The sequence below is a fragment of the Micromonospora sp. WMMD980 genome (genome assembly GCF_029626035.1).
Taxonomy (GTDB): Bacteria; Actinomycetota; Actinomycetes; order Mycobacteriales; family Micromonosporaceae; genus Micromonospora.
In genome coordinates this window covers 5,465,596-5,480,194 of the sequence record NZ_JARUBE010000003.1, presented here as the reverse complement: position 1 = coordinate 5,480,194, position 14,599 = coordinate 5,465,596, and the positions used below count along the sequence as shown (strand labels likewise).

Below are 14,599 nucleotides of genomic sequence, written 5' to 3'. Positions count from 1 at the left end.
CCGTGCCGGTGGCAACCATGCCCCCCCAACGTCACGCCCCGAGCGCTCCACCCGGCCGGCCGGCCGGGTTCCACCGGGTGGTACGCCGTCTGGTCACCCTGGTCGCGGCCGTCGCGGTCGGCGCCGGGATGCTGACCGCCCCCGCGCACGCGGCGCCCTCGGTGGACGAGATCGACGCGCAGATCGACAAGCAGTGGGAGAAGCTCGAACCCACCATCGAGAACTACAACAAGGTTCGCGCCCAGCTCAAGGTGAACCAGAAGAAGTCGGCGACCCTGCGGGACAAGATGGTCCCGCTGGAGCTGGCCTCGACGCTGGCCATGAACAAGGTCGGTGACATCGCCGCCCGCTACTACATGCGCGGCCCGTCGCAGGAGATGGGCGCGCTGCTGGTGAGCACCAAGCCGGGCACGCTGGCCGAGCAGTTGGTCATGCTGGACCGGATCGCCGACGACCAGCGTCGGCAGATCGCCGGTGTGCTGGCGACCCGCGACAAGTACAACCGGGAGAAGCAGAAGCTCGACGAGATCATCGCGACCGAGAAGAAGCAGGAGGCCCAGCTGGCCTCGCAGAAGAAGCAGATCGACTCGGAGATCAAGCGCCTCACCGCGATGCTGCCGGTGACCTCGATCCGGCCGGCCGGTTGCCCGGCGGTCGACGGGGTGGTGAGCAGTGCCGCGCGTACCGCGATCAAGACGGCGTGCGCCCAGGTCGGTGACCCGTACGTGTGGGGTGCCACCGGCCCGAACTCGTTCGACTGCTCCGGCCTGACGCAGTACGCCTACAAGGCGGCGGGCATCTCGCTCACCCACTTCACCGGGGCCCAGTGGAACGAGGGCCGGAGGGTCTCCCGCTCCGACGCCAGACCGGGCGACCTGGTGTTCTTCGGCAGCGACCTGCACCACGTCGGGCTCTACCTCGGCAACGGGGTGATGGTGCACGCGCCGCGCACCGGCAAACCGGTCCAGGTGTCGAGCATCAGCACCCAACCGCTCGCCGGCTTCGTCCGGGTCGCCTGACCCGCACCGGCCTCGACGGAGAAGGCCCCCGGTCCACCTGGACCGGGGGCCTTCGTCACGCCGGTGGCGCTATCGCGGCGCGCCGACCGGCGACGGCAGGATCAGCACGTCGGCGAGGTTCACGAACATGATCCGGTGGCCGAACTGGACCTGCACGTAGCGGTTCTTGCCGCGGACCACGGTCCGGTCGCCCGGCGCGGTGCCGTCGAACGAGACGGCCCGGTAGTACTCGCCGGGCAGCACGCCGCCGACCGCGTACCGCTGGCCGGCGGCCAACGTGTACTGCAGCGGAGAGATGGTCTGGTAGGGAATGGTGTCCGGGTAGGCGGCCTGCTCCGGGTAGGCGCGGCCGTACACCGGGATCGTGGCCTTCCCGGGCCGCGGCGTCACCACGAAGCCGGTCGCCCACTTCGCGGTGGGCGCCGAGGCCGGGTTCTGGAACCACGCCTTCTGGCCGAGATACCAGATCGCCGTCCAGTCACCCTGCCGGCCGGCCACCGCGTACGTCTGCCCGGCGGAGGCGCGGGCACCGTGGTCCGAGATGTACATCGTGTCCGGCGTGCCGTCCGGGCGCAGCCCGAGGTCGTTGACCAGCGGGGCGTCCGCGCTCGGCGCGGTCCGCAGCACGACCGCCGAGGAGCCGCGCGACGGGCAGGTCTCGGCCGGCGGGGTGGGCGTCGGGACGCCCGGCGGCTGCTGGTTGCAGCCGACGAACGCCGGTCGGTTGGCAGCGAAGTCGGGGTCGATGGTGACCAGTCCGGTGCGCGACGTGCCGGTGGTCCGGAACGGCGCCTTCATCAGGTCGAAGTAGTGCGACCAGTCCCAGTAGGGTCCCGGGTCCCAGTGCATGCCCTTGACCGTGCCGGCGGTGGTGCCGGGCACGTTGTCGTGGCCGATGATGTGCTGCCGGTCCAGTGGGATGCCGAACTTGTGCGCCAGGTACCGGACCAGCTTGGCCGAGCTGCGGTACATCGCCTCGGTGTACCAGGTGCCCTGCCCGGCGAAGCCCTCGTGCTCCAGGCCGATGGACTTGGCGTTGACGTACCAGTTGCCGGCGTGCCAGCCGACGTCCTTGGCGTTGATGTGCTGCGCCACGTAGCCGTCGACCGAGCGCAGCGTGTAGTGCCAGCCCAGGTAGTCGGCCCGCTTCACCAGGTCGACGCTGGGGGCGAAGTAGCCCTCGGTGTCGTGGATGACGATGTATTCGATCTTCTGCTGCTCGGGCCGGTCGCCCAGGTCGTGGTTGCCGTAGTCGCCCGGGTCCGCGCCGAGCTGCTCGTAGGGCGCGGGGATCCACTCACAGGCCAGCCGCACCGGGCATTCCAGCCCGTCCGGCCGCGTGGCGTGCCGCAGCCCGAGCCGGGTCAGGGCGGCGCGGTCCGGACGCGCGGCGGTGGCGGCCAGCGTGACCCGCTGCCCGTCGTCGGTGGTGCGGGTCGCGCCCTGGCCGAGCTGGTCGTAGACCTCGTCGGCGAAGGCCGCCGCCGCGTCGGTGGTGTCCGCGCCCGAGTAGCGGGCCACCGCGCCGTACCAGGCCGCCGGGTCGCTGGCGGCGCCGACCGGCCCGCCCAGTGCCTTCTGGTACGAGGCGAGCAGCGCCGCGCCGCCACGGATGTTCGCGGCCGGATCGGTGCGCAGCTTCTGCGCGTCGAGCCCGGTGAGCGTCGCGGCGGCGTCGACCGTCTGGAGCGAGGCCGTCGGCAGCGGCGTCTCCCGGGCCGGCGCGGCGGCCGTGGCCGGGTCGAGCGTGAGCGGGCGCGAGTCGTCGCCGCGCGGGTCCTCGTCCTCGTCGACGTGCGCGCTGCCGGGCGTGGCGAGCACGTGGGTGGCGTCGGTCAGGTGCATCGGGCCGTAGCCGCCGCTGGTGCTGGGCTGGCCCGGGTGGACGTCCCAACGGGACTCCAGGTAGGAGACGCCGAGCAGCACGTTCGGCGGCACGCCGTACTCGGCCGCCGCGGCGGCGTACTGCTGCTGCCGGTCTCCGACGGCCGGCGCGGCGGGCGCGGCGATCACCGGGCCGGTGGTGGCCAGTGCGGTCGCGGTCGCCACGGCGGCGGCGAGCAGTATCCGTCCGCCCGACGGCGGGGGTGAGAGGTGCATCGAACCTCCTGGACAGGGATGGGGGTCACTGCGTTCCCACCCTCACTCCGGGCACCCGCGTCGGTCAATACCTTTCCGGTGTTGAAAGTTGCGTGAAAGAAAGCTTCACTCGCGTCTCGCGTCAGATATTGGGTACGGAGTGTCACTGCCGTTCGGGTTGCGGATCGATAACGGAGGTACCTACTCTGGTCAATCGTCGGCCGCCAGTTTCATCGTCCAACCCGGGCGGTGACGGTCCGACACCGCCGAGTCGCCCACGGGCGAACCGGGGACCCAGGTACCTGGGGTGAATCCGCAGCCACTGCGGTAGGGCGGCTCCCTTCCCGCCCGAACCCGTCAGCTAACCCGGTAGGCGGTCAGACGAAGGAGTACGGACGCCCGGTGGCACACCATGCCCCGCGGCCGACGTCGAGCCGGTCGATCGACCGGTCCGTGGTCGTGCCGCGTTCCCGCTGGTCCCGCTTCACCACCACACTCGCCGCACTGGTCGGCGCCGCGGTCGTCATGACCGGTGGCGCGACGGCGGCCCACGCCGAACCCTCGGTCGCCGAGATCGAGGCCCAGATCGACCGCGACTGGAACAAGCTCGAACCCGTCATCGAGCAGGTCAACGCCGTACGCGAGCAGCTCGCGGTGCGGCGCCGGCAGGCCGACGCGCTCGGTAGGCAGATCACCCCGCTGCAGGCGCGGGTGGACGCCGCGCTCGGGCAGGTCGGCGGGCTCGCCGCCGACGCGTACAAGGGCGACAACCTCTCGACCGTGAACGCCCTGCTGGGCAGCCGCTCGCCGAGCGAGCTGGTCAGCGGCCTGGAGATGCTCGACCGCTTCGCGCACCACCAGCAGGAGCAGGTGCGCGACATCGCCGAACTCCGCGACGAGCTGGCCGCGAAGAAGAAGCCGCTGGACGCGATGGTCGCCGACCTCAGTCGCACCGAGGCGCAGCTCGCGGCGAAGAAGAAGCAGATCGACGCCGAGATCGCCAAGCTGCAGAAGCTGCGGCTCAAGGTCTACGGCAACGGCGGTGGCGGCCCGCTGCGTCCGGCGCCCTGCCCGTCCGGGTATCCCGGCGGCGCGGCCGGAGTGGCGGTCAAGTTCGCCTGCGCCCAGATCGGCAAGATCTACGTCTGGGGCGCCGCCGGCCCGGACCACTTCGACTGCTCCGGCCTGACCATGGCCGCCTGGGCGAAGGCCGGCGTCTCGCTGCCGCACAACGCCCGCCAGCAGCACAACGTCACCCGGCGGGTCAGCCGCGCCGAGCTGCGCGCCGGCGACCTGGTCTTCTACTACGGCGACCTGCACCATGTGGGCATGTACGTCGGCGACGGTTGGGTGGTGCACGCCTCCCAGTCCGGCAAGCCCATCACGATGAAGCGCGTCGACGACGGCGACATCAACAGCTACGGCCGCCCCGGCTGAGGTGCAAGGAGGGGCCCCCTGTTAACGCATTCCGCATAACAGGGGGCCCCTTTTAACAGGCGGCGGGCGGCGTCAGCGCGTCGGCCAGGTGCGCCAGCTCTGCCAGGAGCGGCTCGGCGTGGGGCCGCGCTGGCCCTGGTAGCGCGAGCCGTAGACGGCCGAGCCGTACGGGTGCTCGGCCGGCGACGAGAGCCGGAAGATGCACAGCTGACCGATCTTCATGCCCGGCCAGAGCGTGATCGGCAGGTTCGCCACGTTGGACAGCTCCAATGTGACGTGCCCGGAGAAGCCCGGGTCGATGAAGCCGGCGGTGGAGTGCGTCAGCAGGCCGAGCCGTCCCAGCGAGGACTTGCCCTCCAGCCGGCCGGCCAACTCCTCGCCGAGCGAGATCACCTCGAGCGTGGACGCGAGCACGAACTCGCCCGGGTGCAGCACGAACGGCTGCCCCTCCGGCACCTCCACCATCGAGGTCAGGTCGTCCTGCTGCACCGACGGGTCGATGTGCGTGTAGAGATGGTTGTTGAAGACCCGGAACAACCGGTCCAGGCGTACGTCGATGCTGGACGGCTGCACCAGCGTGGGCTCGAAGGGCTCCAGCGCGAGCGTGCCCGCCTTGATCTCGGAGACCAGGTCGCGGTCGGAGAGCAGCATCGGAACACCATAGCGACCGGTGCGGGTGACCTGCGTGTCGGACTGCGCTCTCGTACACCTGTTCGATAGGATGTCGGCATGGCTTCCTGGTCCGAATTCGCCGCCGACGAGCCCCGCCTCGCCGCCGAGATCCGCCTTCTGTTCCAGCAGTACGGGCCGGGCTTCGGCTACCTCGCCACGGTCCGCGCCGACGGTGGCCCCCGGGTGCACCCGGTCTCCCCGCTGATCACCGATGACGGGCTCTGGTGTTTCGTCATCGACTCGCCGAAGCGCCGCGACCTCGAACGCGACGGCCGCTACGCGCTGCACTCCTTCCCGCCGGAGGAGAGCGACGACGAGGCATACGTGGCGGGTCGGGCTCGCCCGGTTTCCGATCCGGCCGCCGTGGCCCGGTTGGCCCGGCTCGGCCGGGCGACTCCGCAGGGCGATTGGCGGTTGTTCGAGTTCACCGTCGATGTGGCGATGCTGACCCGGCGCGACCAGGTGGCCCGCCCCGGTGCCGGCGGGCCGCAGGTGCGGCTCTGGCTCGACCCGCACGACGCCACGCCGGTCCGGCGACGCGACCCGCTCGTCGCCGAGGGTCGACGCGGCCGGCACGGCTTCGACACCCGCCGCCCGGCCGCCTGACCGGGTCCGCAAACGACAGGTGCCGGCCCCGTCCGAGGACAGGGCCGGCACCGGTACGCGGTGCGGCAGGTCAGGCCGCGCGGTAGGCGTTCCACGCGGTGAGCATGCGGCTCGCCTGGCCGGCGGTGAACTGGTACATGCAGGAGTCGTAGGTGTAGTCCATGAAGTTGGTGATGGGGTCCTTGCCCGTGGCCGAGCAGGTGTCCCGACCGGTCGGGCAGGCGTACGCCGGGGAGGCCTCGGCCGGGGTGTCGGAGACGCTGTCACCCGAGCCCGAGCAGCCGCCCTGGAAGGTGTGGTAGAGGTTCAGCCAGTGGCCGATCTCGTGGGTGCCGGTGTCGCCCTGGTTGTAGTTGGTGGCGGTGCCGCCGGGCAGGGACTCGTTCAGCACGACCACGCCGTCCATCTTGTCCAGCGTGCGCTTCGGGAACGTCGCCCAGCCGAGCAGGCCGTCGCTCAGCTCACCGAGATACATGTTCAGCGTGTTCTTGCCGCCCGTGCGCAGCGAGGTCTTCATCGACCGCTCCGCCGAGGAGCCCTGCACGATCGGGTACCACGACGGGTTGGTCACCCGGTTGATCTTGGCGAGCTGGAAGGAGAACGCGGTGGCCGCGCCGCCCGTCGAGCCCGAGTAGGACTGGTTGAGCACGCTGATCTGCTGGTTGATCAGCGAGTCCGGGATGTTGCCGCCGGCCCGGGTGCTGTTCTCCTGGATGACGTGCACGACGACCGGGATGGTGACGGTCGCCAACGGGGTGACCGCGCCGGTCCGGAAGTTGGCCCGCTCGCGCTGCGCGGTGGCGAGGTCGGCCTCGCGCTCGCGTACCTGCTTGGCGGTCAGGTGGTTCGGGTCGAGCTTGGCGTGGCCGCCCTTGGCGACGCGGGCGTCGGCGTGGGCGTCGGCCGGCTCGGCGCAGACGCCGGCCGGGGCGGCCGAGAAGGCCGAAGCAGCGGGGACGACGCCGACGGCCGCGGTGCTGAGCAGCAGCGCGAGGGTCGACGTCGCGACACCGGCGGTACGCCGGGTCAGCAGGTTGGGACGGAGTCCCATGGGCCCACCTCTTTCTGACGGCGTGACCGGGGGTGTGTCACGCCGGGTCGGAAACGTGGAGCAGACGTTACATCCCATCGACAAATTTGAGAACGGCCATATGTTGCCGGCATGCAACATCGCTTGATCAACTGGCCGGACCGCTCCGGCGGGGGTGCCTGGGTGCACGGGGATGGTGACCTCAGGTACAGTGGTGCCGCCTGCGGGTGTAGTTCAATGGCAGAACATCAGCTTCCCAAGCTGACAGTGCGGGTTCGATTCCCGTCACCCGCTCCACCACGAAGGCCCTGCCCAGGACGCGAGTCCGAGCCAGGGTCTTCGACGTTCCACCGGCCATCAGCGCCCCTCCGGCCATCCACCGGCCACGCTTCTCACCTGCCTTCTTGCCCTTGTCCGAGGGCTCGGCCACGCAGCGGCCGACCTTGTGAAAAGGCGATGCGCCGCTGCGCGGCCAGCCGCCGCACGTAGTGGATGCTCATCTTCATCGGCGGCGCGGCTTCCTCCACCGTCAGCACCTCATCCACTGACCGTCATCCCTCCCCGCTCTCGGTGGGCTTGCAGCTAGTTGCCGAACGTCAGGCGGGTCGGCAGCCCGTCTCGCGGCGTCGAGCCGGGCGCGCCACTGCCTGCGTTCCGAGATGGCGTGGAGGACTCGGTGGCCGATGGGTGGCACGTCGAGGTCGGTGGGTTTGTCGAGTTCCCAGGCGTGCCATCGCTCGCCGCTGGCTGTGACGGTGTCGGCGTCGCGGTCATAGTGTGGGCCGCTCCACCTTGTCGTCGTCCGGATGTGCCCGGCCGGCCTGTGCCCGCCGGTTCGCTCCTACTTGAGGGGGTCGGTGCTGATGTAGAACACCATCCCGACCAGAGCCAGCACGTCGACCGTCAAGAGGACGAGGTGTACATACCGGTGCCGGCGCACCATCGTGCCGGCTACGAGTGTCGCCGGCGTGTGCTCCAAGAGCGCCGCGATCCTGTCCAAGCGCGTTCGGTACCCGCCTGGACGCACCCGGTTGTGACCGCCCACTGCCGGCGTCAGGGCAGCGATCGGAATGGGCGAGTGCCCGGAAACCTGCAGCTCGATGCCAAACCCATCGATCCGGACCCCATCGACCAGTGACCGCGGAACGCTGTATCTGACGAGCGGGTTGCCCACGACGACATGCGTGCGGGTCACCGCCACGAAGGCAGCCGGCCCTGCGAGGTACATGAGCAGCACAAGCGTGCCGATCGGCACAAGGAGCAGCAGCAGCATCTGGGAGGTGTAGGGGATGTGGGAGGGCGCTACCCAGACGAAAATGCCGGTCGCCGTGCCCATGGCGATTGCCAACAGGGCGAGCGGGTCATTCCGCCGGATCATGGCCTCAACTCCCCACCAGGCCAGCTGACCGCCCCACACGGATACGGTCAAGGTCACCAACTGCACCAAGTAACCCGGTCCGCGTCGGTGCCCCAGACTAGCGGCAGGTCCCACACACCGGCTGACAGCAGTTCTGACCTTTGCAAGGCAGGGTCATGATGTACGCGTGGGGCGGAAGGCACTGGACCGTTGGTGCGGGCGTACACCCGGAAAAGCAGCACGAGTTGGCTGCTCCCTCTCCTTCCTTGCTGGCTACGCGTTATGGAGCTGGGCCGTGCACGACTGGGCCGATGCCAGCGGCTACCGCGGCTTGTTCGACGGATGGCGCCCGTGGTACTTCGCCGTCGCCGCCGTGACCTACTGGCCGCCTGTGTGCCTCCTCTGGTGGTCGATGTTCCCGAGGGCGGGACTGCTTCCATGGATGCGCGGGTGAAGGGCTAGTAGGTCACCTCCCTCTGGCGGGACACCTGCGCCCGTACTCGTTCCGGCGCGCCACCAGGCCGGACCGGCCGAGGTCGGCGTCGCCACCCGTCCGGCGTTTCCGAGTCTCGATGGCGCGTCTGCCACAATGCGGCGTGCGCATACGCCTTCGCATGATGAGAGTGGCGGCCGATCCGGTGCGGGTCCATGAGACGACCACCGTCGACCTGCCGGTGAATGCGGAGACGGCATTTTCGTTCATGTGGGATCCAGCGTCCACCCGCACGCTCTTCGACTCGACGGAAGTGGCGGTGACTCTGCCCGGGCGTAGCGGGGTCGGCGAGATCCAGGCGTTCGTGCAGCGGACCCCGGAGGGCCGGCTCGGCATTCTGCACGAGGTGATCGAGATGGAACAGGGCCGCCGCGCGGTGACGCGTAGTCTGATGTACCCGCCGACGTGGGGTGCGCTCACCGTTGAGCCGCTGGACCCTGGATCGTGCCGCCTCACTCAGGAGTTCTGGGCCGACCTTCCCGCGGGCGTGCTGGCGGGCACCGACCGGGCATTGCGCGATCAGTTTCGCCAGCGGTTGCACGAGCTGGCCGCCCGACTCGGCGCCTGGGCTCGCGATCACCGCCCCTAGAGTTCCGGCATGGGGTTCTTCGCCGTACACCGCAACGGCCGGCCGGCGACCGCCGACGACCTGGCGCCGCTCGCCTTCGCCGGCAACGCCCACTTCACCGCGATGCAGGTGCGCGACCGCCGGGTGCGCGGCCTCGACCTGCACCTCGCCCGCCTGCGGGACGCCTCCCACGAGCTGTTCGGTACCGCGCTGCCCGACGACCAGGTGCGCGCTGCGATGCGGGTCGCCATCCAGGCCGGCCCCGCCGGACGTCACGCTGACCGCCACGATCCATCCCGGCGAGAGCGAACCGGACCTGCTGGTCCGGACCCGTGCCCCCGCGTCACCGCCGGCCGGGCCGCTGGCGCTGGCGGCGTACGAGTACGAGCGGTTCCTCCCGGCGGTGAAGCACGTCGGTGAGCTGGCGAAGAGTCACCTCGCCCGCCGGGCGGTCCGGGACGGCTTCGACGACGCCGCGTTCGTGGATCGGACGGGCCGGTTCACCGAGGCGACGATCTGGAACCTGGTGTTCGCCGACGGTGACGCGGTGGTCTGGCCGGATGCGCCGATGCTGGTCGGCACCACCATGGGCATCCTCCGGCGGCAGTTGGACCGGCTCGGCGTGCCGCAGCGGACCCGGCCGGTGACGCGGGACGACCTGCCCGGCTTCGCCGGGGCGGCGGTGCTGAACTCTCGGACACCAGGGGTGCCGGTGTCCCGGATCGGCCCGGTGCGGTTCCCGGAGGCCGAGGAGTTCTTGGCCACGCTGCACCGGGCCTACCAGGCGGAGCCGCCGGTGGAGGTCTGAGCGGTCAGGTCGAGGACGTGCCGCACGGCCGGCTTCCCGCCCACCTCCACCTCGCCGTCCGGCACGAAGCCGGCGCGCCGCAGCACCGTCAGCGACGCCGGGTTCGCCAGCGCGGCCGAGGCGACCAGCCGGCGCAGACCGTACTCGGTCCGGGCCAGGTCGCAGACGGCCTGGACGCCGCGTCGGGCCACGCCGCGCCCGGTGGCGTGCTCGGCCACCCGGTAGCCCAGTTCGGCGCCGCCGTCGGCCACGTCGAAGAGGTTGAACCGGCCGAGCACGCTGCCGTCGTCGTCCACCAGCAGGTGGAAGTGGCAGACGCCGCGCTCCTGCTCGTCGAGCAGGGCCGCGTGCCGGGCCGCGAAGCCGGCGAAGTACGCGTCGCCCCGGTCGGCGACGAACCGGGCGAAGTATGCCCGGTTCTCCCGCTCGAACCGCAGCAACGCGGGCGCGTGGTGGGCGGCGAGGCGTTCGAGGTGTGGCACCGCGTCAGGCTAGCGAGTCGTAGCTGCGGAGTTCGACCGTGTTGCCGTCCGGGTCGCTGACGTAGATCGAGGTGCCGGTGCCCCGCGCGCCGAAGCGCGGCACCGGCCCGGTCAGCACCGTGAACCGCCCGGACGCCACCACCGCCGCCCAGTCGACCGGCGCCACCACCAGGCAGAAGTGGTCCACGTTGGACCCGCCCGGCGCGCCGGCCACCAGGTCGATCATGGTGCCGGCGTCGACGCGCACCGAGGGGAACGGCACCTCGCCGGCGCGCCAGCGGTCGACCCGCACCGGGGCCAGGCCGAGCGTGCCGCAGTAGAAGTCGAGGGAGCGCTCGACGTCCTCCACCGCCAGCACCAGGTGGTCGAAACCGGTCACACGCATCGTCATCAGATCCTCCTGACCAGGTTGGGAACACCGTCAACCCTGGTCGGAGGCGGCGGCCGGACCAAGACGCGATCGCTCTACCATCGTTGCCCGACGGTCAACGACGGGAGCGCCGGGTGCTGGAGCGGTACGAGATCGAGGCGTTCCTGACCTTGGCCGAGGAGCTGCACTTCGGGCGCACCGCCGAGCGGCTGCGGGTGACCACCGGGCGGACCAGCCACGTGGTGCGGAGGCTGGAACGGCGGATCGGCGCGCCGCTGTTCGAGCGGACCAGCCGCGTGGTCCGGCTCACCCCGATCGGTGAGCGCCTGGCCGAGGAGATGCGCCCACTGGTGGCCGGCATCGAGGAAGCGGTCCGGCGGGCCGTGGACGCCGGGCGTGGCCTCACCGGCGAGCTGCGGGTGGCGTACGTCGGTGAGTCGACCGCCCCGGTGCTGCTGCGGGCGGTGGCCCGGTTTAGCGAACGCCACCCGGACTGCGAGGTGCACGTTCACGAGGCCCCGCTGGCCACCACCCGGTCGAGCCTGGTCGACGGCACGATCGACGTGCTGATCGCCTCGTACCCGTTCGACGGGATGGCGAACGGCCCGGCGCTGCTGCACGAACGCCGGCTGCTCGCGGTGGCCGCGGGTCACCCGCTGGCCGGCGCGGAGTCGGTGTCGCTGGAGGTGCTCGGCGACCATCCGGTGATCCAGTATCCGGCGGTGACGTCGGCCGCGTTCAAGCGGGACCGCACGCCGGACCGGACGCCGGCCGGCCGCCCGGTGCCGAAGGGCCCGGTCGGCGGCAGCTTCTCCGAGATGCTCGCGCTCGTCGCGCTCGGGCGCGGGGTGCTGCCGGTCGGCGAGCAGACCCGGCAGTACCACGCCCGGCCCGACCTGGCCTACGTGCCGATCCACGACGCGCCGCCGATCCGGCGCGGTCCGGTCTGGCTGGCCGGCAACACCACCACCCGGGTACGCGAGTTCGTCCGCGCGGCGGTCGACGCCAACCCGCCCCCGGCGGACTGACACGGTCGTACCCGGCTGGCAGCATCGGCCGGATGCGGGACGAGATCCGGGCCCTGGTCGAGGAGTTGACGCCGGGCGACGAGCGGGAGGCGCGGCACCGGGAGGAGGCGCTGGCCTGGCTGGCCGGCACGGAGGACGTCTTCCGCCGGGTCAAGCCGCGCACCCCGTCGCCGCACCTGGTCGCGTACTTCCTGCTCCGCGACCCGGCCGACGGCGCGGTGCTCCTCGTCGACCACCGCAACGCCGGCATGTGGCTGCCCAGCGGCGGTCACGTCGAGCCGGGCGAGCACCCGGCCGAGACGGTGCGTCGCGAGCTGCGCGAGGAGTTGGGCGTGCCGGCGGTGTTCGCGCCGGCGTACGGCGAGCGCCCGGCGTTCCTCACGGTCACCGAGACGGTCGGCCCGCCCGAGCAGCGGCACACCGATGTCAGCCTGTGGTTCGTGCTGACCGCCGACCGTGGGCAGCGTTTCACCCCCGACCCGGTCGAGTTCCGGGGCATCCGCTGGTGGCCGCCGGCGGAGGTGGCCGCGGCCCCGGCCGGCACGGTCGAGCCGCACCTGGGCCGGATGCTGGCGAAGCTGGCCGCCGTCACGCCTTGACCCGGCCCCTGCGGCAAGGCCCAGCGTGGTCCCTGCCGGCCACCGGGGCCGGCACGAGGAAGGAGGGCGCGATGCGGTTGCTGACCATCGGGGCGTTCGCCCGGGCGGCCCGCCTGACCGCCAAGGCGCTGCGGGTGTACGACGACTGCGGGCTGCTGCCGCCGGCCGCCGTGGACCCGCACTCCGGCTACCGCTACTACGCGCCGGAGCAGCTCGACCGGGCCCGGCTGATCGCCGCGCTGCGCCGGGCCGGCATGCCGTTGGCGGAGATCCGGACCGTCTGCGCCCTGCCGCCGGACGACGCCGCCGAGGCGCTGGACGCCTGGTGGCGGCGGGTCAGCGCGGACACCGCCGCCCGCGGCCGGACCGTCGCGCTCCTCGTCGACCAGCTCACCGAGAGGGGCAGCACCATGTCCGAGAACACCACCTTCCGGTACGCGACGCGCTGCGAGACCGGCGCCGTCCGGGACTCCAACGAGGACACCGCGTACGCGAGCGACACGCTGCTCGCGGTCGCCGACGGCGTACGCGGTCCGGGTGGGGCCGCCGCCGGCGCCGCCGCGGTGGACGCGCTGCGGCCGTTGGAGCGGGCCGACGCCCCGGCCGCCGACCTGCTCGCCGCGCTGGCCGACGCGGTGACCCGGGCCGACCGGGCGGTACGCGCCCAGGGCGCCGACGACGACCGGCCGGCGAGCACACTCACCGCGATCGTGCGGCGGGGCACCCGGCTCGCGCTGGTGCACGTCGGGGACACCCGGGCTTACCTGCTGCGCGGCGGCGAGCTGACCCGGCTCACCCAGGACCACACGTACGTGCAGACCCTCGTCGACCAGGGGCGGCTCACCCCGGCCGAGGCGGGCGCGCACCCGCAGCGGGCGCTGTTGGCCCGGGCGCTGGGCGCGGGCGGCGAGGTGGAGGCGGACCTGGCGCTGCGTACGGCGCTGCCCGGCGACCGCTACCTGCTCTGCTCGGACGGCCTCTCCGCGACCGTCGCCCCCGGCGCGCTGCACGCCGCGTTGGCCGGGGCGGACGACCCGGAGACCGCCGTCGGGAAGCTTGTCGAGCTGGCCTACGCGGCGGGCGCGCCGGACAACGTCGCCTGCGTGGTGGCCGACGTGGCGGGTGATCGACCGACCCGGGCCGGCATGTCCGGCCCGGGTCGTACCCTGGCGATCATGCGAATTGGCATCGTGATCCTGCCCGACCAGCGCTGGTCGGAGGCGCGTCACCGGTGGGCCCAGGCGGACGAGTGGGGCTTCGACCACGCCTGGACCTACGACCACCTGGGCTGGCGTGACCTGGTCGACGGGCCCTGGTTCGACTCCTGGACGACGCTGACCGCGGCGGCGACGGTGACCTCCCGGGTCCGCCTCGGCACGCTCGTCGCCTCGCCGAACTTCCGCCACCCGGCGGCGTTCGCCCGCCAGGTCACCGCGCTGGACGACGTCTCCGGCGGCCGGGTGCTGCTCGGGCTCGGCGCGGGCGGCATCGGCTTCGACTCGGCGGTGCTGGGCGGGGAGACGCTGCCGCCCCGGCAGCGGGTGGACCGGTTCGCCGAGTTCACCGAGCTGCTCGACCTGATCCTGCGCGAGGACGGCACGACCTGGCGCGGGGAGTGGTTCGCCGCGGTGGACGCCCGCAACAACCCCGGTTGCGTCCAGCGGCCCCGGGTGCCGTTCGTGCTGGCGGCGAACGGGCCCCGCTCGATGCGGCTGGTCGCCCGGTTCGGGCAGGGCTGGGTCACCACCGGCCTCGGCGGCGACGACCTGGAGGGCTGGTGGGGCACGGTGGCGGAGCTGTCCGAACGGATGACCCGGACGCTCGATGAGGCCGGCCGGGATCCGGCCACGCTCGACCGCTACCTCTCGCTCGACTCGGCCCCGGTCTTCTCGCTGACCAGCGCCGACCTGTTCGCCGAGCAGGTGGCCCGGGCGGCCCGGCTGGGCTTCACCGACGTGGTGACGCACTGGCCCCGAGCCAGCAGTTGGTACGCCGGCGACGAGGCGGTGCTGGCCGAGGTGGCCGCGCTGCTGCCGGAGCTGCGCCGCTAG

At 72.0% G+C, this 14,599-nt stretch carries 16 protein-coding genes, 1 tRNA gene, 1 pseudogene and 1 riboswitch; of the genes and pseudogenes, 11 read left to right on the top strand and 7 right to left on the bottom strand.

Annotation, left to right across the window (positions count from 1 at the left end; translation table 11 throughout):
- Nucleotides 1-2 precede the first annotated feature (2 nt).
- Nucleotides 3-1,019: a C40 family peptidase gene (locus O7618_RS25825; protein ID WP_278108721.1), complete on the top strand. Its 1,017-nt coding sequence runs from the start codon at nucleotides 3-5 to the stop codon at nucleotides 1,017-1,019.
- Between the two features lie 69 nt (nucleotides 1,020-1,088).
- On the opposite strand, the gene O7618_RS25820 is transcribed toward O7618_RS25825, so the two are convergent.
- Nucleotides 1,089-3,119 (bottom strand): peptidoglycan recognition family protein, encoded by a 2,031-nt coding sequence (locus O7618_RS25820; RefSeq protein ID WP_278108720.1) that lies wholly within the window; start codon nucleotides 3,117-3,119, stop codon nucleotides 1,089-1,091.
- A 233-nt stretch (nucleotides 3,120-3,352) separates the two neighbouring features.
- Nucleotides 3,353-3,490, top strand: a riboswitch (cyclic di-AMP (ydaO/yuaA leader).
- A gap of 10 nt (nucleotides 3,491-3,500) precedes the next feature.
- On the opposite strand from O7618_RS25820, the gene O7618_RS25815 reads away from it, so the two are divergent.
- Entirely contained in the window at nucleotides 3,501-4,535 is a 1,035-nt protein-coding gene (locus tag O7618_RS25815) for an NlpC/P60 family protein (RefSeq protein WP_278108719.1), read from the top strand.
- A 72-nt stretch (nucleotides 4,536-4,607) separates the two neighbouring features.
- On the opposite strand, the gene dcd is transcribed toward O7618_RS25815, so the two are convergent.
- The gene (dcd, locus tag O7618_RS25810; protein ID WP_278108718.1) at nucleotides 4,608-5,186 is read right to left on the bottom strand and encodes a dCTP deaminase; all 579 of its coding nucleotides are present in this window, start codon (nucleotides 5,184-5,186) and stop codon (nucleotides 4,608-4,610) included.
- 78 nt (nucleotides 5,187-5,264) lie between these two features.
- On the opposite strand from dcd, the gene O7618_RS25805 reads away from it, so the two are divergent.
- Complete coding sequence (locus O7618_RS25805) at nucleotides 5,265-5,813, top strand: pyridoxamine 5'-phosphate oxidase family protein (protein WP_278108717.1); 549 nt, start codon at nucleotides 5,265-5,267, stop codon at nucleotides 5,811-5,813.
- A 70-nt stretch (nucleotides 5,814-5,883) separates the two neighbouring features.
- Here O7618_RS25805 and O7618_RS25800 read toward each other — a convergent pair whose 3' ends face one another.
- Complete coding sequence (locus O7618_RS25800) at nucleotides 5,884-6,864, bottom strand: zinc metalloprotease (RefSeq protein ID WP_278108715.1); 981 nt, start codon at nucleotides 6,862-6,864, stop codon at nucleotides 5,884-5,886.
- A gap of 202 nt (nucleotides 6,865-7,066) precedes the next feature.
- Here O7618_RS25800 and O7618_RS25795 point away from each other — a divergent pair.
- A tRNA-Gly gene (locus tag O7618_RS25795) sits at nucleotides 7,067-7,140 on the top strand.
- A gap of 95 nt (nucleotides 7,141-7,235) precedes the next feature.
- Here O7618_RS25795 and O7618_RS25790 read toward each other — a convergent pair.
- Both O7618_RS25790 and O7618_RS25785 read right to left on the bottom strand, forming a co-directional pair.
- Nucleotides 7,236-7,388 (bottom strand): hypothetical protein, encoded by a 153-nt coding sequence (locus tag O7618_RS25790; RefSeq protein WP_278108714.1) that lies wholly within the window; start codon nucleotides 7,386-7,388, stop codon nucleotides 7,236-7,238.
- A gap of 296 nt (nucleotides 7,389-7,684) precedes the next feature.
- Nucleotides 7,685-8,287, bottom strand: a complete 603-nt coding sequence (locus O7618_RS25785; RefSeq protein WP_278108712.1) for a hypothetical protein — start codon at nucleotides 8,285-8,287, stop codon at nucleotides 7,685-7,687.
- Nucleotides 8,288-8,823: 536 nt separating this feature from the next.
- Here O7618_RS25785 and O7618_RS25780 point away from each other — a divergent pair.
- The 3 genes from O7618_RS25780 to O7618_RS25770 are packed head-to-tail and all read left to right on the top strand — an operon-like array spanning nucleotide 8,824 to nucleotide 10,069.
- Nucleotides 8,824-9,282, top strand: coding sequence for an SRPBCC family protein (locus tag O7618_RS25780; protein ID WP_278108711.1), 459 nt, complete (start codon nucleotides 8,824-8,826; stop codon nucleotides 9,280-9,282).
- A gap of 9 nt (nucleotides 9,283-9,291) precedes the next feature.
- Nucleotides 9,292-9,681: a hypothetical protein gene (locus O7618_RS25775; RefSeq protein ID WP_278110255.1), complete on the top strand. Its 390-nt coding sequence runs from the start codon at nucleotides 9,292-9,294 to the stop codon at nucleotides 9,679-9,681.
- Nucleotides 9,578-10,069 carry an aminotransferase class IV gene (locus O7618_RS25770; protein WP_278110151.1) on the top strand — a complete coding sequence of 164 codons (492 nt, stop codon included), beginning with the start codon at nucleotides 9,578-9,580 and terminating at the stop codon, nucleotides 10,067-10,069. The genes O7618_RS25775 and O7618_RS25770 overlap by 104 nt, the downstream gene beginning before the upstream one ends.
- On the opposite strand, the gene O7618_RS25765 is transcribed toward O7618_RS25770, so the two are convergent.
- Together O7618_RS25765 and O7618_RS25760 are read right to left on the bottom strand one after the other, a co-directional pair.
- The gene (locus tag O7618_RS25765; protein ID WP_278108710.1) at nucleotides 10,039-10,551 is read right to left on the bottom strand and encodes a GNAT family N-acetyltransferase; all 513 of its coding nucleotides are present in this window, start codon (nucleotides 10,549-10,551) and stop codon (nucleotides 10,039-10,041) included. The two genes, O7618_RS25770 and O7618_RS25765, sit on opposite strands and share 31 nt — an antisense overlap.
- 4 nt (nucleotides 10,552-10,555) lie before the next feature.
- A complete protein-coding gene (locus O7618_RS25760) occupies nucleotides 10,556-10,942 on the bottom strand; it encodes a VOC family protein (protein ID WP_278108709.1) in 387 nt (128 codons plus the stop codon).
- A 113-nt stretch (nucleotides 10,943-11,055) separates the two neighbouring features.
- On the opposite strand from O7618_RS25760, the gene O7618_RS25755 reads away from it, so the two are divergent.
- The 4 genes and pseudogenes from O7618_RS25755 (at nucleotide 11,056) to O7618_RS25740 (ending at nucleotide 14,599) form a co-directional block, all read left to right on the top strand.
- Nucleotides 11,056-11,949 carry a LysR family transcriptional regulator gene (locus O7618_RS25755; protein ID WP_278108708.1) on the top strand — a complete coding sequence of 298 codons (894 nt, stop codon included), beginning with the start codon at nucleotides 11,056-11,058 and terminating at the stop codon, nucleotides 11,947-11,949.
- A gap of 32 nt (nucleotides 11,950-11,981) precedes the next feature.
- Nucleotides 11,982-12,548, top strand: a complete 567-nt coding sequence (locus tag O7618_RS25750) for an NUDIX domain-containing protein (protein ID WP_278108707.1) — start codon at nucleotides 11,982-11,984, stop codon at nucleotides 12,546-12,548.
- A 71-nt stretch (nucleotides 12,549-12,619) separates the two neighbouring features.
- Nucleotides 12,620-13,669 (top strand): annotated as a pseudogene (locus O7618_RS25745) (MerR family transcriptional regulator); the annotation flags it as partial.
- Nucleotides 13,670-13,693: 24 nt separating this feature from the next.
- Nucleotides 13,694-14,599, top strand: a complete 906-nt coding sequence (locus O7618_RS25740; protein WP_278110150.1) for an LLM class flavin-dependent oxidoreductase — start codon at nucleotides 13,694-13,696, stop codon at nucleotides 14,597-14,599.